Here is a 19,353-nt window from a genome sequence, read left to right as displayed (position 1 = left end):
AAATCAAAGTGCTTCATAATACGCGATTAACCAAGAAAAGCGATGTAAGATCGAGAAAAACAGAGCTTAGGTTACGTGAATTTTCTTGATGACTTTATAAAAATTAAGCTAAAAAGTGACCATCAATAGATACGAACTTTCAGTTTACGAGGCACCAATTCGATCCCAGCTTGATAACGTTTTGCCGAAGCGTTGAGGGCCAAAGCAAGTGCGCTGTCGGCAATCAATTCAAACTGCTGCGGCAACGAGTTGATTTTAATCGGCAAGAAATCAAGTAGACGGTTGTCACCAAATGTCGATAACTTAACCTGATTCATTAAACTTGGGTTTTCAAACAATACATCTAAAATCCCTTCAAGCAGAGTGTAAGAAGTCGCGACGATCGCATCTGGCATACTGTTATTGGCGATCCATTCATTCACCACTCGTTTACCCTCTTCACGGTTAAAGTGCGCGCCATAACCGATGATACTGTGCAGATTTTTCGCTCTCAGCGCTGATTCAAACCCCAACTGGCGTTCTTGCGAAATATTAAGCTCTGGTAATGCACCGACCAAACCAACGGTTTTAATCTCCGGCGTTAATAGAGAGTGAGTCAATTCAAACGCGGCGTTGAAATCTTCACTGATCACACAGGCGAAAAATTCATCATCTAACGGGCGGTCAATCGCAATAACCGGAGTGCCTGAATGTTGCAACTTGAGATAAAACTCACTGGCGTGAGGAATCGCGCTGGCGACAAATAGCGCATCGATGCGGCGTGAGACCAAGGCATCCACCACCGACATTTCGGTATGCGGGTCATCGTCCGAACAGGCGATGAGAATTTGGTAACCCGCTTGGCGAGAGTTCTGTTCTAACAATTTAGCAAGACGCGCGTAACTGGTGTTCTCAAGATCAGGGATGATGAGCCCAAAAGAGCGGCTATTTCCTGCTCGCAAAGCAGAAGCGGCGTGATCGGGACGGTAATTATGAGCATCCACCACGGCCATCACTTTCTGCTGGGTTTTTTCACTAATGCGGTACTTCTGCGCTTTGCCATTGATTACATAACTGGCGGTGGTTTTAGAGACTCCCGCTAACTTCGCTATCTCATCTAGTGTCATATCAACCACTCTTGTTCTGTGCGTCGGATCATAGAACTCATTTTTTGATCCTTGATGAAGTTGAATTATACGCTGAATCGATTCAGTATAAAAGCTGAAAGGATTCAGCAAAATTACAAAATGATAACTAAGGCTACATTTGGCCATCACTTCATCGATGTAAAGATCACCAAATGTGAGTGTTATAAAAAATGAGCAGTGCGAGTAATAAGTTGAACAGCGCCATTTTTCGTCAAAAATAGGTTTGCTGAATTTTTTTGGGAAAAAAGCTGAAACGATTCAGCTTGAATAAGTCATATTAATAAACTATCACTTAGGTGAAATCTATACTTCAAAGTGATAACGAATTAAGCCGTAAGGCAAAGAGGCCAAAATGCTGCAACTCAATTCCAACAATATTACTTTGGGCCAATCACCCACGAACAAGCAAGAGGCGATTCGAGCTATCGCAGCGGATCTAACCAACAAAGGGTTCGTCGAAGCAGGTTATGTCGATGGCATGCTTAACCGTGAAGCTCAGAATTCGACCTTTCTTGGTAATGGTATCGCGATCCCACACGGTACAACCGATACACGTAAACTGGTTAAGCAAACGGGTGTTGCTGTTCACCACTTCCCCAACGGCGTTGACTGGGGTAACGACGCAACCGTTTATGTCGCGATTGGTATTGCAGCGAAATCCGATGAACATTTGGGCATTCTGAAGCAACTGACGCAAGTGTTGTCCGCCGATGGCGTTGAAGAGAAACTGAAACAAGCGTCCAGTGCCAATGATGTCATTGCACTCCTCAATGGCGAAGTGCAATTTGAGCCTGATTTTGATGCTTCGTTGATCCAACTGCTTTTCCCTGCCAGTGATATGGTACAGATGAGCGCCGTCGCTGGCGGTTTGCTACGCAATACCGGCTGTGCTGACAATGAATTTGTTGCCGAACTGGTCACGAAAGAGCCAACCCACCTAGGCAAGGGATTGTGGTTAATCAGCAGTGACAAAGCGGTCAAACGCACGGGCATTTCGTTTGTGTCAACCGCCAATGCGTGTGAATACAATCAACTCAACGTCAAAGCCTTGATCGCGATTGCCGCTTGTAATAATGCCCACCAAAACATTCTGGATAAGCTCACGCAGCTTGTGCTTCAGCAGCAGCAAGAAACCTTACTCAATGCGAATGCTGCCCAATTATTGGCTTTCTTCAGCAATGACAATGAACAAGCTCCGGCAAAAGATGAGAGCGCAGCAAGCAAGGTTGCGGTATTCAAAATCAAAAACGCACATGGTCTGCACGCTCGTCCAGGAGCGATGTTGGTGGCCGAAGCGAAGAAATTTGAAGCCAATATCAAAGTGTCTAACTTAGATGGCGACGGAAAAACAGCCAACGCGAAAAGCCTGATGAAAGTCATTGCGCTGGGCGTAAAACATGGCCACCAGCTACAGTTTTCAGCTGAGGGGCCAGACGCCGAGCAAGCATTAGAATCGATCGGTAAAGCGATTGCTTCTGGTCTAGGTGAAGGGTGAGGATTAAGTCATGACAAATAAAGTCGTCACTATCACGCTCAACCCAGCGCTTGATTTAACAGGTAGCTTGGATGTGCTGAATGTTGGCTCAGTGAGCCTAGTCAAACAAGGTTCACTTCACGCCGCAGGTAAAGGGGTTAATGTTGCGAAAGTACTGAGCGATCTCGGTGCAAAGGTGACTGTGACCGGATTTCTTGGCCGTGATAACCAAGAGTTGTTCTGTCAGCTATTTGATCAAATGGCCGCAATTGATGAGTTTGTTCGTGTTGATGGTGCAACCCGTATTAACGTGAAATTGGTGGAGAAATCGGGCGAAGTGAGCGACATCAATTTCCCCGGAGTTGAAGTGACGCCGCTTGCCATTGAGCAGTTCGAACGCACTCTCGAGAGATTAGCCGCTGATCACGACTATTTTGTGCTCGCTGGTAGCTTGCCACAGGGCATCTCCCCAGCATTATGTGCTTCGTGGATCGAAAAACTGCACTTCATGGGTAAAAAAGTGCTGTTTGATAGTAGTCGTGATGCCCTCAAAGCGGGTCTTGACGCAAAGCCTTGGTTGATTAAACCAAACGATGAAGAGCTTTCTCAATTTGTGGGGCGTGAACTACACACTCCTGAGCAATGCCAAGCTGCCGCCGCGCAACTGGCCGAAAAAGGCATTGAAAATATCGTGGTGTCGATGGGAGCAAATGGCGTGATGTGGTTGAACCAACATCAATGGCTTCATGCAAAACCACCACGTATGCAGGTCGTTAGCACTGTTGGCGCAGGCGATACTTTAGTCGCGGGCCTTTGCTGGGGACACATGCAGCAGATGGAAAAAACAGAACTGCTTACTTTTGCCACTGCCCTCTCTGCGTTAGCTGTTACGCAAGTCGGCGTGGGTATGTCAAACCGAAAACAACTCGAAACCCTACAACAACAAATCCAATTACAACCCGTTAGCTTAAGCGCTAACTCATAAGGACAGAAGGTCGTAACTATGAAGATTGCTATTATTACCGCATGCCCCAGTGGCGTTGCAAACAGCATCATTGCTGCCGGGCTGCTTGAACAAGCGGCAAAATCGCTCAATTGGACCGCTGTGGTTGAATGTCATTCCAGCATCATTCAAGGCCATACGCTCTCTAGCAGTGAAATCGACAACGCAGATGTGGTGGTTATTGCTCGTAATACACCAATAGATACCACCCGCTTTATCGGCAAAAAAGTGTACCAAAGTGACATTTCAGCCTGCACGTCTGATCCCGTTGCTTTTTTAAACAGCGCGATAAATGCAGCAACTATCCTAACTGAGCAAGAGGCAAAAACGGTGTCTGCGCCAGTCGTAACGCAAGCCGCTAAAAAAATCGTGGCTATCACCGCTTGTCCAACGGGTGTTGCACACACCTTTATGGCGGCAGAAGCGCTAGAAAACCATGCAAAACGCCTTGGCCACCAGATCAAAGTAGAGACACGGGGTTCTGTGGGCGCGAAAAACCAACTCACGGCGCAAGAGATTGCTGATGCGGATTTAGTGATCATTGCGGCCGATATCGAAGTGCCACTCGATCGTTTCAACGGCAAAAAACTGTACAAAACCAGTACTGGCCTTGCACTGAAAAAAACCGAGCAAGAGATCACCAACGCGTTTAACCAAGCGTCTATTTATACGCAATCGTCAGCGTCTAATAACAATCAAACCGAAGAGAAAAAAGGGGTGTACAAGCACCTGATGACTGGGGTATCTCACATGCTTCCTGTCGTAGTCGCGGGTGGTTTGATCATCGCACTCTCTTTTGTGTTTGGTATTGAAGCGTTTAAAGAGCAAGGCACATTGGCGGCAGCGCTGATGACCATTGGTGGCGGTTCAGCCTTTGCATTAATGATCCCTGTCATGGCGGGTTTTATTGCGTTCTCGATTGCTGACCGTCCGGGGCTTGCTCCTGGTTTGATTGGCGGGATGTTGGCAAGCTCTACCGGAGCCGGTTTTCTTGGTGGTATTGTGGCCGGTTTCATTGCAGGTTACGCCGCTAAATTCATTGCAGATAAAGTCTCCTTACCTCAATCGATGGAAGCGCTAAAACCAATCCTCATCATTCCATTTGTGGCGAGTCTCTTTACTGGCTTGGTGATGATTTACATCGTCGGTGGCCCTGTATCGAGCATCATGGCTGCAATGACTGAGTTCTTAAACAACATGGGCTCAGCCAACGCCGTACTTCTGGGTGTAATCCTAGGCGCGATGATGTGCTTTGACTTAGGTGGGCCGATTAATAAAGCAGCGTATACCTTTGGTGTTGGTCTACTTGCTTCGCAAACTTACGCACCAATGGCCGCTATTATGGCTGCGGGTATGGTGCCAGCGTTAGGTATGGGCCTTGCGACTTTCCTTGCCAGAGACAAATTCGAAGCCGGTGAACGTGAAGCGGGTAAAGCCTCATTTGTACTAGGTTTATGCTTTATCTCTGAAGGGGCAATTCCATTTGCAGCGAAAGATCCAATGCGCGTTATCCCAGCTTGTATGGCAGGCGGCGCGTTAACAGGTGCACTGTCTATGCTGTTTGGCGCGAAATTAATGGCTCCGCACGGTGGCTTATTTGTCCTACTGATCCCAAATGCGATTACACCTGTACTGATGTACCTAATCGCGATTGCGGCTGGTACGGCGGTGACTGGCTTTGGTTACGCCTTCCTTAAAAACCGCGCAAAAGCGAGCGAGAGCTCAACTGCGGCAGCAATATAATTTGCATCATTAATATTTAACTATCATGAGTGAGCAGCAGCGCTGCTCACTTTTTCACGCTTTTCCAGGGCTAAAATTCCTTTACACGCACCGCTGACACGCCGCATACTCACCCTCAGTTTAAGTAGCCTCGCGATAGTTATGATCCAATCATTGATGTTTGCCTTCTTGTTTAGCTTATTGAGCCTGTTCTCCTCGCTCAACCTCAATGCTGCACAAAGCTTTTCGGCGAGTGAGTCTACGACAATCCAGCATGTTCATTTTTCCAGTCATCCATTTTTTGTTGATCGTGATGCAGCAATATTAACCACAAGGCATGAAACGCCACGAGTCAGTGGGCTTCGGTTAATCTCAGATGACGACGAAGAGACGAGCGCAGAAACTACCCTACTTTTTTACACTCTCAGTACCACTGCGTTTGTCGTCATTTGTTCTCTGTATATAGGTCAATCAACTCACGTTTTTGTGCGTAAAGCACTGCAATTTTCCAACCTGTATTCACGCTTCGCCCACGCTTAACACCTTTTTCAATCGGACCAATTATTACTATTTACTGATTGAGGAAGCTTGTTATGAATACTTTTTTGTCTATTTTCTCTGCCTTATGGCATCAAGATCTGTTTGCGCTACAACAGGTCGATCTGTCGTTACTTTACTTCTGCATTGGGTTACTTATCTTCGTTGAAAGTGCATTTATTCCAGCAGCGCCGCTGCCTTGCGATAGTGTGATTGTACTGTGTGGTAGCCTTGCGGCCGTTGGGGTACTCAACCTTTATGCTATTATTGGCGTGCTGGTTTTTGCTGGTTGGCTGGGCAGTGCGATCGCCTTTTATCAAGGCCACCAACTTAAAGAGTGGCGATTAGTCTCAACTTGGCTCAACAAAGTCTCAGAAAAACAGTGGCGCACTACCGATAACTTGATCCAAAGGTATGGGCTACTGGCCATGTTCATGGGGCGCTTTCTGCCGGTAGTTCGTTCTTTGCTGCCTATGGTAATGGGGCTGCGTAATGCAGTAACACCAACACGCTTCCTGCTCGTCTCACCACTGAGCGCGCTGGCGTGGATTCTGTTTTTGGTCGGCTCAGGCTTAGGTATTTCTCTTTTGCCCGATAAGCTTGCCAAAATAGCCAATCATGCGTTGATATTAGCACCACTGATGACACTGTTGATCGCTATCTCAACGGTACTGGTGGGTTGGTTAATGCGTAAACGTTCACTGCAAAAAGCCCCTCGTATCAGTGAAGAAAGCCAGTAGATCACCGAACTAATCTCTCAGCAGTGTGAAGCTAATGCTTCCACTGTTGAAGAAATTAGCCAGCCTCTCTGTTTTATGGTGTTAGCTGACGTGTTAGAGATATCCAATACAAAGGTGGGTAAACTATTCAAAACCTAACACTACCGTTACACAATGTAATTAATAACATTCATTGTTACGAAAAAATTGAAACTTCTTTCTCAAAACCTGAGTTGACAGTCACATTCCCCAAAATAATTCAAACCTCATGACGTATATTGCCACCAAATACATGTCGAGGTTGTTATGAAAATATATCGTCTACTATTCGTTAGTTGCTTATTTCTGTTGGGATGCGCTTCAAATCAAGCATTCACTCCGATCAAAGAAGATCCCTATTGGGCGAGCGCCGAGCTGGCCAATGGCATGAAATACCACATTTATCCCAATCAAAAAGAACCCGTTTCCATCCGCTTGATTGTTCACGCAGCGGCATTTCAAGAAAACAATCAGCAACAGGGCTACGCTCATTTTCTTGAGCATATGGCTTTTAATGGCAGCGCTCATTATGCCGGAAATGATGCGATCAAAACCTTTGAGCAATCGGGGGTCAGTTTTGGCCCTGACATCAATGCTTATACTGCTTATCAAGAAACGGTTTACAAACTGGATTTACCCGATAACCAAGCGGTAGAGCCAGCTCTGGTCTGGTTTAGAGATATTGCCGATGGTATAGAGCTTACTCCTACATCGGTTGAAAATGAAAAACGCGTGATCATGGGCGAGTTTCGTTTTTCACGTAAAGAGGAGAAGAGCTACGCTCAAAACGTTTATGAGCACATGATTGCTAATACTTTATATGCACAACATGATCCCTTGGGCACCAAAGAGAGCGTAAACCAAGCGACACCCGAAGGGATTGCCGATTTTTACCGCACTTGGTATCAGCCACAACTCACCGAAATCGTTATCGCTGGCAATATCACATTAGAGCAAGCCACGGCATTGATAGAAAAACATTTCGCGAGCTGGGAAAAAGGCAGCACGCCAATGCCGACTAGAAATCACAGCATTACGGCCAATAATACAGATTTTGTGGGTTACATTGGTGCCAATGACTCACCGAACATTAGCCTATTCATCGACCGTGGCGAGCAAAAAATAGCCAGCCGTGAACAACAAGCCCAGTGGTGGCTCGATGATATCGCCCAGCAACTGATACAACAGCGGTTATCCAGCAATTTTAGTGACGCCAACCTTCCGGCACTTTGGATTTATTCCCAAACTATCCCGTTTGAAACCCAGCGCTATTCGTTTGCAGAGGTCGGGTTTCCAGTGGACTCAAGAGAAGCATCGCAAAATCTCTTCTTCTCCACACTTGCTGCACTGCGTGATCATGGTGTGAGTGAGCAAGAGTTTCAGGCGATTTTCCGTCAGTATCAAGAGATGCTAGCGAACTTCGATAACAATTGGCAAAAAGCCACCGCGATAGATTTAGTCGAAGAAAAAACGCTGGCGCGCACGTTAGATCAACCGATCCAGTCACATTTAGACCGACGTTCGACGTTAACCGAATTTATCTCGACCACCAACAATGCCATACTCGATGAACACCTTCGCAAATTATTGTCTAGCGACTACCAGATCAATATTGGGTTGGATAAAAGTGAAGACAAAGAATCCGTCGTCGCGACACTGCCAACACTCAAAACCCTGTTTGCCCAAAAAGGACAACCACCGCTATTGCAAGAGGTCAATCAAGCTTTTGTGACACCTACGCAAATAGGTGCCATTTTATCGGAATCTCAACCTCAAGAGCCGATGGATATCACCACTTGGACGCTAAGTAACGGTGTTGAAGTGTGGTATCGCAGAGACACTAACGCAGGGGAAAAAGTGTATGCCACTTTGGCTAGCCTTGGTGGTAAAGCAAGCTTAGAGCCCGATTTGCGTAAAGCTTCTGAAGTGCTTATTCCGAGTGCCATACGCGGTGGAATTGGTAACTTTAGCGGCTCTCAGTTGGATAATCACCTGAGAAGACACGGCATCATATTGAATCCCTACATCGACTTTACGTCGCATGGTATCAGCCTTGAATCATCTAAAGATGAGTTAGCCGAAGCGTTTGCGGCCCTTTATACGGCGATGACAGCCATCAACATCGACGACAGCCATCTGCAGTTAACAAAACAAGAGTTTAAGCAAAATCGAGATACTTTTCTTCGCTCACCCGCCGGCCAGATGGCGCTCGCCATTAATCGCAATAGCTATCTGCCGGACACCACTCATTGGTTATACGAAGGATCGGACATCAATACGGTGAGTGTTGAACAACTGATGCAAACCCATGATGATCTCTTTAAGAAAAATAGAGGCTTTAAACTCTTTATTACCGCAGACATTAAACCAGCCGAACTGAAACCGCTATTGCGTACCTATGTAGCGTCATTAACCTTCAGCTCTGCACCTGAGGTCGATTATCGCATTGATTATCGCGCAGACTTTCAGCCTCGAATCGACATGGCGATCAACGATGAAAAAAGCAGTGCCTATCTCGCCAGAGTGATCAGTAACGACCCGGAACACAAATCGGCTACTACTATCTTTATGGATGATATGTTGTGGCGTGTGGCAAACCGCCGCATGGTGAGTCAGGTGCGTGAACAGCTAGGGTTGGATTACGCTCCCAATGCTTTTTCGGTTTCAGCCGATAGTGAACCACACAACGATTGGCTATTTAGCGTGGACATTTCATCCAATGATGTCGACACCGCAGAGCAAGCCATTGATAAGCTGATTGACGGTTTATCTGTCGAAATAACGGAAGAGGAAACGCTCACCGCAGCGAAACAATTGATTGCCGATCTCAAACCACTCACAGACGACCCCAAGCAGATGAATTGGTTTATTCAACGTTATTCACTGCACGGGTACGGCATCGATGCGTTGTTTAACATAGAGCAAACGGCAAACCGAATCACCGCACAAGAGATGACGTTGAGAGCCAAGCAAATTTTTAATCACCACAACAGACGAACCAAAATTATTATGCGCCCGAAAGCGAAATAACAGCAGTAGAGTCAACCCTAGGATACTCAAACTGCCACCGCTCTCCTCTTGAGGGGCAACAGTTTGAGTATCAATCAGAACACGTACCCCATTTTGAGTGGCAACATAATATTTAGGCGCCTCTGCCCCTGTAAGAACGCGCTGAATCCAGCTCTGATAATCATAAAGCTCCGTAAATACTGAGGTGATCGGTTGGTTAGTATCGCCACATAGTGAAGGCCCAAAGCTGGTTAAACCAATTTGAATGTATTGCGAGCCATTAAACCAATAGACAGGCCCACCGGAATCGCCAGAACAGGTGGAGTTTTTATATGCACCGCTTACCGCACCATCAAAACAGATCTGCTTTGAGGTCAGTGCCGAGCCATAAAAAGCGCTACAGACGGCATTACTAACAAAAGTGAGGGTCGTTTCTTGCAACTGCTTATTAGCATTAGGGACATTACCCGCCACGTAGCCATGCCCAATCGCTTTGTAATTATTGCCAGCAGGGTAATCATTATTTAACTGAGTATTGAGTAGCGCAGAATAGTCCGCCACATTGAGCGGTGTTTCGAGCTTGATAATCGCAATGTCATCACGCCAGAGTGCGCTGGACGAATTGATGTAAGTACTGGGGTAATAAAAAGCCGCCGCGCGCGATATCTGAATATTCCCGTAGGGGAAATCGGCCACATTATCCAACTGAGGCACTACCACTGTGTAAAGCATGGTATCTTTTTTACCGTAGATACAATGAGCTGCCGTCAAAATAAACTGTGAATTGATAATACTCGCCCCACAAAAACTGTTGGTACTATACTGAGCGCTGCTTTGATATAAAAGGCTAGCAAAAGAAGGGTAAGTGGCACTGCTGGTATCCGAACCATTCACAATGTAAGGCTGGAAATCAACCGCATAAGCATTTGCTGATAGCATCGCACTGAACAGTATCCATTTGTACATCCATCACCTCGTCACTCATCTAGAAAGATACGCGTGTATCACTTTCAAGTTTAGCGCCCTAAGTGGAACCTGCTCAAAAAAGGCAATAAAAAAGCGACCTACACAGGTCGCTCGAGATCAATAAGGGTTCAACGTCTACGAATGAAGGGGATAAACATCAGCAGTAAAGACCACCAGCCGAATGAACCGCCACTGTCAGAAGGTGGGTTTAAATAAGCTTGGCGTTTCGCTTCTGTTGCGACAAATTTTGGTGGTTCAGAGCCAAGCAGAACACTCTCTATCCAAGTAGAATAGTCAAGGATTTCCGTAAATACCGATGGAGCAGTAACCAGCGGGTCTCCACACTTGGTATTTGGCCCGAAGCTGGTTATACCAACTTGGATATAGTTACCGCCATTATGCCAAAATAACGGGCCCCCAGAATCTCCTTGGCACGTTGCATTTTTTAGCGATGTAAGTGCATTTATCGAACCGCTCATACATAAATTAGTATCGGGCACAGCAGTAGAACCATAAATACAAGAACTATTAGCCACATAGGTTAAATCGGTTTGTTGTAGAGACGTTTTAGTATCGAGGTTAGAAGAGGTATTACCATGCCCAACCGCAATAAAATTTGCTATTGATGAGCGATAAGTGCTATCCGAATTGGCGGTAGGCCGCGTTAAGTAGTCAGCAGACGACACCATTGTCAAAGGCGTTTCAAGCTTGAGCATCGCAATATCATCCAAAAAGGTAGTGCTGTTATAGGTCGATGGATAATAAATTTCTGCCACTCGCGCTTTTTCTAATATGTTATATGGGAAATCTGTTTCAATTTGCAGCTTAGGTACAACAGAGGTAAAAAGCTGATTTGCACTATTACCATAAACGCAGTGCGCAGCCGTCAATACATATTGGTTATTGAGCAACGAAGCACCACAATAACTTCCTTTTCCATATAAACCGTTATAAGCAATTTGATCAAAAAACAAGCTCGCTATAGAAGGAAACTCCGTCACGCTTGCATCCGTACCGTTTACTATGTAGGGCTGAGCATCAACGGCGAACACATTACCAGAGACGGCGAGCGAAGATAAAAGTACTACCCATTTGTTCATCATGTCATTCCTTATCACTTTGAACCCAGATAGTACTTAATCCGTTATCGATATGAAACATCTTTAAATGCGCTTTTATTACATTTTATGATGCTTTAGCCGCGATAATAACGCTGAGCCACAAACGGCATTTTCTCAACCACCATTGGCAGCATTTTTCCGCGCACATCAGCAAAAATTTCTGTGCCTATCGCTGATAAATCAGCTCGGATATAGGCCATAGACACGGGCTTGCCAGCCGTCGGCCCCGCTGTACCACTGGTCACTACGCCTATATGCTGGCCATCGGCATCAAATAGCTCAGTGCCTTCACGTACTGGCGCTTTAGTTACCCCCACTAAACCTACACGTTTACGTGCAACATCTTTGCTTTCGATCTGCCCAAGAATGATGTCTGCACCCGGGAAACCACCCGCACGCTCACCTTCAGCACGACGCACTTTGCTTATCGCCCATAACAAGCTCGCTTCAACTGGCGTTGTGGTGGTATCAAGATCATGCCCGTAAAGGCACAAACCGCACTCTAAACGCAGTGAATCGCGCGCGCCCAGACCAATCCATTCCACTTCTTCATAAGAGGTCAGTTTACGCGCCAATGCTTCGGCCTGCTCTGCTGGTACAGAAATTTCATAACCATCTTCACCGGTATAACCACTTCTGCTGACAATGCATTGAGCTCCGTCGATGTCCATCAGCTGAATATCCATAAAGTGCATCGTCATCACTTGTGGTTGCAGGCGAGCTAACACTTCAGCGGCTTTTGGCCCTTGCAGCGCTAACAGCGCGCGATCGTCAATGACTTCGAGCTCAACACCTTGTGGCAAATGTGCTTGTAGATGAGCAATATCTTGTGCTTTACAAGCCGCATTAACCACAACAAACAGATGATCATCAAGGTTAGCAACCATCAAGTCATCCATGATGCCACCTTGTGCATTGGTGAAAAAGGCGTAACGCTGCTTGCCTGCTGGTAAGTCAATAATATCGACCGGAACCAATGACTCCAATGCTTGCGCGGCATTGGCTCCATGCAAACGAAGTTGGCCCATATGCGAAACATCAAACAAACCAGCCGCCTCGCGAGTATGCAAATGCTCTTTCTTTACCCCTAATGGGTACTGAACGGGCATGTCATAGCCAGCAAATGGCACCATTTTCGCTCCAACTTCGATGTGCAGCGCATGTAAAGGAGTAGTGAGTAATGTTTGATTTGCATGTTCTTGAGTCATTTTTATCTCCATTTCAGCCGACCCAGCAGGGAATTCACCACCAAATTTTGGCTATTATGTCCAAAGAAGAGGAAACCATGTTTCCAATAGTGAACAAGAATGCGCCCGTTCGGACGGATTAACAAGTTCAAAACAAGATGAATTGTCAAAATTAACAACCCAATCACAATTAGAAGTCGCGAGATGCTTACCATCGCCTGAGCTAAAAGTGATTAAAAGCACACTACAGAGGGCAAAGCCAACAAATAGCAAACGATTGCCGTCACTATAAGAAACTTCGCATTTTCACACTCATTTTGCCGTAACCCACAAAATCAATGCATCCTCTTCGCTGACAGAGACCAGCATGTGCCCCATGTTAGCGTCGTAATAAACGCTATCACCTTCCGCCAATCGAACCGGTTCATAAAATTCGCTATAGAACAAAACTTCACCCGTGAGGATCAACAAAAACTCCTCACCATCGTGACGAACCCAGTCACTGTACTCTTCAAATGCACGAGCTCGCACTCGGCTTTTAAACGGCATCATTTTCTTATTAGAGAGCTGCGTGGCGAGCAATTCATGCTCGTAAGTTGGGGTGGGATGCGGCTTTCCCTGACCAATACGAGAAATATCCCTACGACCTGTTGCCACAATTTTCTTTGGTGGCTCAAATAGTTGAGGCATATCTATCTGCAATCCATGAGCGAGTTTTTGCATCGCTTGGTAGGTTGGAGAAATCTGTTCGTTTTCGATTTTACTCAATGTAGATCGAGCTAATCCTGTCCGCTGGCTCGCCTCTTCTAGCGTAATCCCAAGCTTAGAACGGATCTCTTTAATACGTTGCCCAAGCTTAAGTGGTTCGATCGTTTGTTCACCAGTTTCCTTGGCCAAAGTCAACGATGGGTACTCATCATAAATGTCTTCAGACATGCTTTCCCTCGATTGTTATCTTCCTGATTTCGGCCATCATTGTGGCATAAAGCCAACGCAAGGTTAAAGAGGCTGCACGTAAATAAAGCGTGCTCTTGCTTACAAAAAAAGAAACCATGTTTCCTATAGGAAATTTTTGATTGATTGTTTATAAGTCAAAGAGTATGTTACTGACTTGTTAGATAAAGAGATGCAGTTTACCACTTATTGCGGTTAGGGATTTAACAAGGTTTAAGTGGCTTTTCACCCCGTATTGTTGGGGTTGCAATCCAGTTTAAGGATAACTGACACTCTGCTTTTTTGTTGTCGCCTAACGGCTTAACGATAAGGCAGCCACTAAAAAGGAATGACGGAATGTTTAGCCAATCCGTCGGATTATTGGAAGGTCATCTACCATGAATGCCAACGTGAACAAAAGTTACCCCAACCACTGCCTTGAGAGCTTTTTCTCAACCAACCTTGCTGCCACTGATGATGCTGTCTTTGCGGGTATTCAAGCCGAATACGTGCGCCAAAATGAACAAATTGAGCTGATCGCCTCAGAAAACATCGTTTCAAAAGCCGTTATGCAAGCGCAAGGTACTTGTCTCACCAATAAATATGCAGAAGGCTACCCCGGCCGTCGCTATTACGGTGGTTGCGAACACGTTGATACCGTCGAAACCATTGCGATTGAACGTGCAAAATCCCTATTCCATTGTCAATACGCCAACGTGCAGCCGCATTCAGGCGCACAAGCTAATGGCGCGGTGATGCTGGCTTTACTGCAACCGGGTGACACGATTTTAGGTATGTCTCTGGATGCCGGAGGCCACCTCACTCATGGCGCTCGGCCTGCCCTCTCTGGTAAGTGGTTTAATGCTATCCAATATGGTGTCGATAGCACGACCTTAGAAATCAATTATGATGATGTACGCAGCCTCGCGTTAGAGCATCAACCAAAAATGATCATTGCGGGCGGCTCTGCCATTCCTCGCGTGATTGATTTTGCCAAATTCCGAGCCATTGCTGATGAAGTGGGCGCGCTCTTAATGGTCGATATGGCGCATATTGCCGGATTAGTCGCCACTGGTGCTCACCCAAGCCCATTGCCGCATGCCCACGTTGTCACGACCACCACACATAAAACCTTGCGCGGCCCACGAGGCGGTATGGTTTTGACCAACAGCGAAGAGATCAGCAAAAAAATTAACTCGGCGGTTTTCCCCGGCCTGCAAGGTGGCCCGTTAATGCACGTGATTGCAGCCAAAGCGGTAGCACTAGGCGAAGCGCTGGGCCCTGAGTTTCATCGTTATATTGATTCGGTGATCGATAACGCAAAAGTTCTCGCCGAAGTATTGCAAACTCGCGGTTGTGACATTGTGACTGGCGGGACTGACACTCATCTCATGCTTGTTGATCTTCGCCCTAAAGGGCTGAAGGGGAATATCGCCGAACAAGCATTAGAACGTGCAGGAATCACATGTAACAAAAATGGCATCCCATTTGATACCGAGAAGCCTATGATTACTTCGGGTATTCGTTTAGGTACGCCAGCTGGAACCAGCCGTGGTTTTGGTCGTGAAGAATTCAAACTCATCGGTAAGTGGATTGGCGATGTTCTCGATGGCCTTGTTGTGAGCCCAGAAGGAAACAGTGATGTTGAGCAACGTGTGCGCAAACAAGTTAAAGCGCTGTGCCAACGCTTCCCACTCTATCAATAGCTTTTTTAAATTAAACACAAGTTCAAATCAATACGATACTTTTTTGGAGATAAAGCAATGGACAATACACTGAAGTTTGCAGATAGCCACGAGTGGGTGCGCGACAACGGTGACGGCACAGTGACCATCGGTATTTCTGAGCATGCGCAAGAGATGCTTGGTGACGTCGTGTTTGTTGACCTACCTGAAGTAGATACAGAAATTGATGCTGGAGACAGTTTTTCTCTGGTTGAATCTGTCAAAGCCGCTTCAGATATTTACGCACCGATTACAGGTGTCATCGTTGAAATCAACGAAGAGTTAGAAGATAGCCCAGAACTCATCAACGAAGAACCGTATGAAGGTGGCTGGATTGTGAAAGTGAAGATGTCTGATGCTTCTGAACTCGACAATCTAAAAAATGCAGAAGAGTACCAAAACTCTATCGAAGAAGATTAATTAGCCCATCACGGATCAAAGCTGCCCAGCATGGGCGGCTTTTTTTTAAGGTCGCACACGATCTTTGAAAAGGTAAAGGAAATGACTGAATTACTTCACAGCCCACTGCTTAGCCAGTTAAGTACCGAAAATGAGTTTGTTGCACGCCACAACGGACCCAACCCAGCCGATCAACAAAAAATGCTCAACGCGATTAACGCCGAAAGCTTAGCCGTGTTAATCGAACAAACCGTTCCTGCGCAAATTCGTTTAGAAAGCCCAATGTCCCTTGCTGCGCCTAAAAGCGAAGCCGATATGCTCAGCGCGATGAAAGTATTTGCCAATCAAAATCAGATTAAACGCACGTTCATTGGTCAAGGTTACTACAACACCTTCACGCCGAACGTCATTTTGCGTAACGTACTGGAAAATCCTGGCTGGTATACGGCTTACACACCCTACCAGCCAGAAATCTCTCAAGGTCGTTTGGAGTCGCTGCTTAACTACCAACAAATGGTGATGGATTTAACAGCAATGGATATTGCCAACGCGTCGCTGCTCGATGAAGCAACGGCCGCTGGCGAAGCAATGACACTGTGTAAACGCGCAGGAAAAAGCAAAAGTAACGTCTTTTTTGTGGCGGACGATGTTCATCCACAAACCATTGAAGTGGTAAAAACTCGCGCTGAATTTATCGGTTTTGAGGTACAAATCGGCGCACTCGACTCATTGCCTGAACAAGATGTGTTTGGCGCGCTGCTGCAATACCCAAGCACCACAGGTGAAGTGCGTGATTTAAGCGACCTGATTGCTAAAGCGCAAGCCAATAAAATCTTGGTTACTGTTGCCACGGATTTACTGGCCAGCACCTTGCTGAAACCAGCAGGTGAAATGGGAGCGGATGTCGTGATTGGCTCAGCTCAACGTTTCGGTGTCCCTATGGGTTACGGCGGCCCACACGCCGCCTTTATGGCCACGCGTGAAGCGCACAAACGCACTATGCCCGGCCGCGTGATCGGAGTGTCGATTGACGCCAAAGGTAACCCAGCACTGCGCATGGCAATGCAAACTCGCGAGCAGCACATTCGCCGCGAAAAAGCGACCTCGAACATCTGTACCGCGCAAGCTCTGCTGGCTAATATGGCCTCGTTTTATGCGGTCTATCATGGCGCAGAAGGGTTGCGCACCATTGCGCGCCGTACTCATCATATGACAGCAATTCTAGCGGCAGGCTTAACTCAAGCGGGTTACGAATTGGTGCATAACAGCTTCTTTGACACGATTACCTTAAAGAGCGCCGCTCAAACTCAAGCTCTGTACGCAAAAGCGCAGCAAGCCGACATCAACTTACGCCGATTTGATGACCAATTGGGCATCAGTTTAGATGAAACCACCACCACAGCTGATCTTGAAACCCTGTTTGCGGTTTTCGATATTAAGCAATCGGTAAGCGCGCTGTCGGCAGAAATTGCCGCCAACGAATTTGCAGCGATTCCAGAACACTGCCGTCGTCAATCTCGCTTCCTAACGCATCCTGTGTTCAACACCTATCACAGCGAAACACAAATGATGCGTTATTTGAAAAAACTTGAGAATAAAGATTTTTCATTAACTCACGGCATGATCCCGCTTGGCAGTTGCACCATGAAACTGAACGCCGCAGCGGAGATGATCCCTGTCACTTGGCCTGAATTTGGTTCGATCCATCCATTTGCACCGAAAGAGCAAGCCGCAGGTTACGCCGCTCTCGCTAAAGATTTAAAAGAAAAGCTCTGTGAAATCACAGGCTATGATGCCTTCTCGCTACAACCAAATTCCGGTGCTTCTGGCGAATATGCAGGGCTTGTAGCGATTCAGCGCTACCACAAAAGCCGTGGTGAAGGGCACCGTAACGTCTGCTTAATTCCGAGCTCAGCACACGGCACCAACCCTGCAACCGCTTCAATGGTTTCGATGAAGGTGGTGGTCGTGAAATGTGATAATAACGGCAACGTTGATATCGCAGACCTCGCAGACAAAATTGAGAAGCATAAAGAGCACCTCTCTAGCATCATGATCACTTATCCTTCAACGCACGGCGTTTACGAAGAACAAGTTAAAGAAGTGTGTAACATGGTTCACGCCGCAGGCGGCCAAGTTTACCTTGATGGTGCCAACATGAACGCGCAAGTTGGTTTAACCAATCCGGGCTTTATTGGCTCTGATGTTTCTCACCTCAACCTACACAAAACATTCTGTATTCCTCATGGTGGCGGTGGCCCAGGTATGGGGCCGATTGGTGTAAAATCTCACCTAGCGCCTTTCCTACCGGGACATATTGAAGGGGGAGTTGAAGGCAGCGATCACGCCGTATCTGCGGCCGATTTAGGCAGCGCTTCTATTTTACCTATCTCATGGGCTTATATTGCCATGATGGGTGCAGAAGGCTTAACCACGGCTACTCAAGTCGCTATTTTAAATGCTAACTATGTGATGGAAAGACTGCGCCCACACTACCCTATTCTTTACCGTGGTAGTAACGGCCGCGTAGCGCACGAATGCATTATTGACATTCGTCCGCTTAAAGAAGCGACAGGTATCAGCGAAGAAGACATTGCTAAACGTTTGATGGATTATGGCTTCCACGCACCGACGATGTCATTCCCTGTTGCTGGCACCTTGATGATTGAACCAACCGAATCGGAAGACTTAGCCGAATTGGATCGCTTCTGCGAGGCGATGATTGCGATTCGCGCCGAAATGGAGAAAGTTCAATCAGGCGAATGGCCATTAGCCGACAACCCGTTAGTGAATGCGCCGCATACACAATCGGATCTCGCAAGTGAAGCATGGACTCATCCATATTCTCGTGAAACGGCTTGCTTCCCATCCGCTCATACTAAGGCATCAAAATACTGGCCAACCGTGAGCCGCGTCGATAACGTTTACGGCGACCGTAACCTTGTCTGCTCATGCCCAAGTATCGATAACTACCAAGAGTAGGTGCTGATGTTGATGACTCGTCGTCACAGTTTATGATCATCTTTTAGGTTGTGACTGACTTTGTTATCAATATTCAAAAATAAAGGCGAACTGAGAAGTTCGCCTTTTTGTTGTCATCCCTAAACCACCGCCTTGGGCGGTGGTGATTCAACCTTGGGGCTATTGCCCGAAGGAGTGCCCATGCTAGAAGTAAACCTCTTATTCACCACAAGTAAGAGGAAACTAAAAACATGGGCGATTATAGAAGTTCATCACATGTATATTGGCGTTGCAAATACCACATAGTTTGGACACCGAAATACAGATTTAAGATCTTGAAAGGGAATGTAGGTAAAGAGCTTTATCGCTCAATCTATATTTTGTGCAATATGAAAGATTGTGAAGTCTTGGAATTAAATGTTCAGCCGGATC

14 protein-coding genes and 1 pseudogene are annotated in these 19,353 nt (G+C 46.5%); 10 read left to right on the top strand and 5 right to left on the bottom strand.

Features of this window, described 5'->3' with window-relative positions; genetic code table 11:
• Positions 1-122: 122 nt before the first annotated feature.
• Entirely contained in the window at positions 123-1,253 is a 1,131-nt protein-coding gene (gene cra, locus AACQ42_RS11055; RefSeq protein WP_176429694.1) for a catabolite repressor/activator, read from the bottom strand.
• A gap of 226 nt (positions 1,254-1,479) precedes the next feature.
• Between cra and fruB the strand changes: the two genes are divergently transcribed.
• The 6 genes and pseudogenes from fruB to AACQ42_RS11025 all read left to right on the top strand — a co-directional run.
• Positions 1,480-2,622 carry a fused PTS fructose transporter subunit IIA/HPr protein gene (gene fruB / locus AACQ42_RS11050; RefSeq protein WP_094133848.1) on the top strand — a complete coding sequence of 381 codons (1,143 nt, stop codon included), beginning with the start codon at positions 1,480-1,482 and terminating at the stop codon, positions 2,620-2,622.
• Between the two features lie 10 nt (positions 2,623-2,632).
• Positions 2,633-3,586 carry a 1-phosphofructokinase gene (gene pfkB / locus AACQ42_RS11045; protein WP_017050019.1) on the top strand — a complete coding sequence of 318 codons (954 nt, stop codon included), beginning with the start codon at positions 2,633-2,635 and terminating at the stop codon, positions 3,584-3,586.
• A gap of 18 nt (positions 3,587-3,604) precedes the next feature.
• On the top strand, positions 3,605-5,347 hold the full coding sequence (gene fruA / locus AACQ42_RS11040; RefSeq protein WP_094163156.1) for a PTS fructose transporter subunit IIBC: 1,743 nt from the start codon (positions 3,605-3,607) through the stop codon (positions 5,345-5,347).
• Between the two features lie 141 nt (positions 5,348-5,488).
• Positions 5,489-5,866, top strand: coding sequence for a hypothetical protein (locus AACQ42_RS11035; RefSeq protein WP_254918587.1), 378 nt, complete (start codon positions 5,489-5,491; stop codon positions 5,864-5,866).
• Between the two features lie 53 nt (positions 5,867-5,919).
• On the top strand, positions 5,920-6,603 hold the full coding sequence (locus AACQ42_RS11030; RefSeq protein ID WP_176429693.1) for a DedA family protein: 684 nt from the start codon (positions 5,920-5,922) through the stop codon (positions 6,601-6,603).
• A gap of 285 nt (positions 6,604-6,888) precedes the next feature.
• Positions 6,889-9,426: pseudogene (locus AACQ42_RS11025) on the top strand (M16 family metallopeptidase); the annotation flags it as partial.
• A 75-nt stretch (positions 9,427-9,501) separates the two neighbouring features.
• On the opposite strand, the gene AACQ42_RS11020 reads toward AACQ42_RS11025, so the two are convergent.
• The 4 genes from AACQ42_RS11020 to AACQ42_RS11005 all read right to left on the bottom strand — a co-directional run bounded on the left by AACQ42_RS11020 (position 9,502) and on the right by AACQ42_RS11005 (position 13,840).
• On the bottom strand, positions 9,502-10,596 hold the full coding sequence (locus AACQ42_RS11020) for a S1 family peptidase (protein ID WP_176429692.1): 1,095 nt from the start codon (positions 10,594-10,596) through the stop codon (positions 9,502-9,504).
• A 128-nt stretch (positions 10,597-10,724) separates the two neighbouring features.
• Positions 10,725-11,714, bottom strand: a complete 990-nt coding sequence (locus AACQ42_RS11015) for a trypsin-like serine protease (protein ID WP_094165902.1) — start codon at positions 11,712-11,714, stop codon at positions 10,725-10,727.
• Positions 11,715-11,791: 77 nt separating this feature from the next.
• Positions 11,792-12,925: a glycine cleavage system aminomethyltransferase GcvT gene (gene gcvT / locus AACQ42_RS11010; protein WP_176429691.1), complete on the bottom strand. Its 1,134-nt coding sequence runs from the start codon at positions 12,923-12,925 to the stop codon at positions 11,792-11,794.
• A gap of 291 nt (positions 12,926-13,216) precedes the next feature.
• A complete protein-coding gene (locus tag AACQ42_RS11005) occupies positions 13,217-13,840 on the bottom strand; it encodes a helix-turn-helix domain-containing protein (protein ID WP_010320321.1) in 624 nt (207 codons plus the stop codon).
• 395 nt (positions 13,841-14,235) lie between these two features.
• Here AACQ42_RS11005 and AACQ42_RS11000 point away from each other — a divergent pair, with 395 nt between their 5' ends.
• The 4 genes from AACQ42_RS11000 to tnpA form a co-directional block, all read left to right on the top strand.
• The gene (locus tag AACQ42_RS11000; protein WP_094165900.1) at positions 14,236-15,543 is read left to right on the top strand and encodes a serine hydroxymethyltransferase; all 1,308 of its coding nucleotides are present in this window, start codon (positions 14,236-14,238) and stop codon (positions 15,541-15,543) included.
• Positions 15,544-15,600: 57 nt separating this feature from the next.
• Positions 15,601-15,981 carry a glycine cleavage system protein GcvH gene (gcvH, locus tag AACQ42_RS10995; RefSeq protein ID WP_013868476.1) on the top strand — a complete coding sequence of 127 codons (381 nt, stop codon included), beginning with the start codon at positions 15,601-15,603 and terminating at the stop codon, positions 15,979-15,981.
• An 81-nt stretch (positions 15,982-16,062) separates the two neighbouring features.
• Entirely contained in the window at positions 16,063-18,942 is a 2,880-nt protein-coding gene (gcvP, locus tag AACQ42_RS10990) for an aminomethyl-transferring glycine dehydrogenase (RefSeq protein ID WP_094165899.1), read from the top strand.
• Between the two features lie 230 nt (positions 18,943-19,172).
• Positions 19,173-19,353, top strand: a 181-nt coding sequence (gene tnpA / locus AACQ42_RS10985; RefSeq protein WP_141195638.1) for an IS200/IS605 family transposase, incomplete at its 3' end; no start/stop codon positions are given.

Source organism: Vibrio sp. V12_P9A6T4, assembly GCF_963874835.1.
In the GTDB taxonomy this organism is placed as follows: Bacteria; Pseudomonadota; Gammaproteobacteria; order Enterobacterales; family Vibrionaceae; genus Vibrio; species Vibrio anguillarum.
This window is presented reverse-complemented; position numbering and strand designations above follow the sequence as displayed.

What these genes read in the sequence shown, in the direction of transcription:
- AACQ42_RS11000 (WP_094165900.1), top strand. Translation starts at nt 14,236, where the DNA reads ATGAATGCCAACGTGAACAAAAGTTACCCCAACCACTGCCTTGAGAGC.
- fruA (WP_094163156.1), top strand. Translation starts at nt 3,605, where the DNA reads ATGAAGATTGCTATTATTACCGCATGCCCCAGTGGCGTTGCAAACAGC.
- AACQ42_RS11005 (WP_010320321.1), bottom strand. Translation starts at nt 13,840, where the DNA reads ATGTCTGAAGACATTTATGATGAGTACCCATCGTTGACTTTGGCCAAG.
- AACQ42_RS11020 (WP_176429692.1), bottom strand. Translation starts at nt 10,596, where the DNA reads ATGTACAAATGGATACTGTTCAGTGCGATGCTATCAGCAAATGCTTAT.
- gcvT (WP_176429691.1), bottom strand. Translation starts at nt 12,925, where the DNA reads ATGACTCAAGAACATGCAAATCAAACATTACTCACTACTCCTTTACAT.
- AACQ42_RS11030 (WP_176429693.1), top strand. Translation starts at nt 5,920, where the DNA reads ATGAATACTTTTTTGTCTATTTTCTCTGCCTTATGGCATCAAGATCTG.
- cra (WP_176429694.1), bottom strand. Translation starts at nt 1,253, where the DNA reads ATGGCCAAATGTAGCCTTAGTTATCATTTTGTAATTTTGCTGAATCCT.
- fruB (WP_094133848.1), top strand. Translation starts at nt 1,480, where the DNA reads ATGCTGCAACTCAATTCCAACAATATTACTTTGGGCCAATCACCCACG.
- AACQ42_RS11035 (WP_254918587.1), top strand. Translation starts at nt 5,489, where the DNA reads ATGATCCAATCATTGATGTTTGCCTTCTTGTTTAGCTTATTGAGCCTG.
- gcvP (WP_094165899.1), top strand. Translation starts at nt 16,063, where the DNA reads ATGACTGAATTACTTCACAGCCCACTGCTTAGCCAGTTAAGTACCGAA.
- gcvH (WP_013868476.1), top strand. Translation starts at nt 15,601, where the DNA reads ATGGACAATACACTGAAGTTTGCAGATAGCCACGAGTGGGTGCGCGAC.
- pfkB (WP_017050019.1), top strand. Translation starts at nt 2,633, where the DNA reads ATGACAAATAAAGTCGTCACTATCACGCTCAACCCAGCGCTTGATTTA.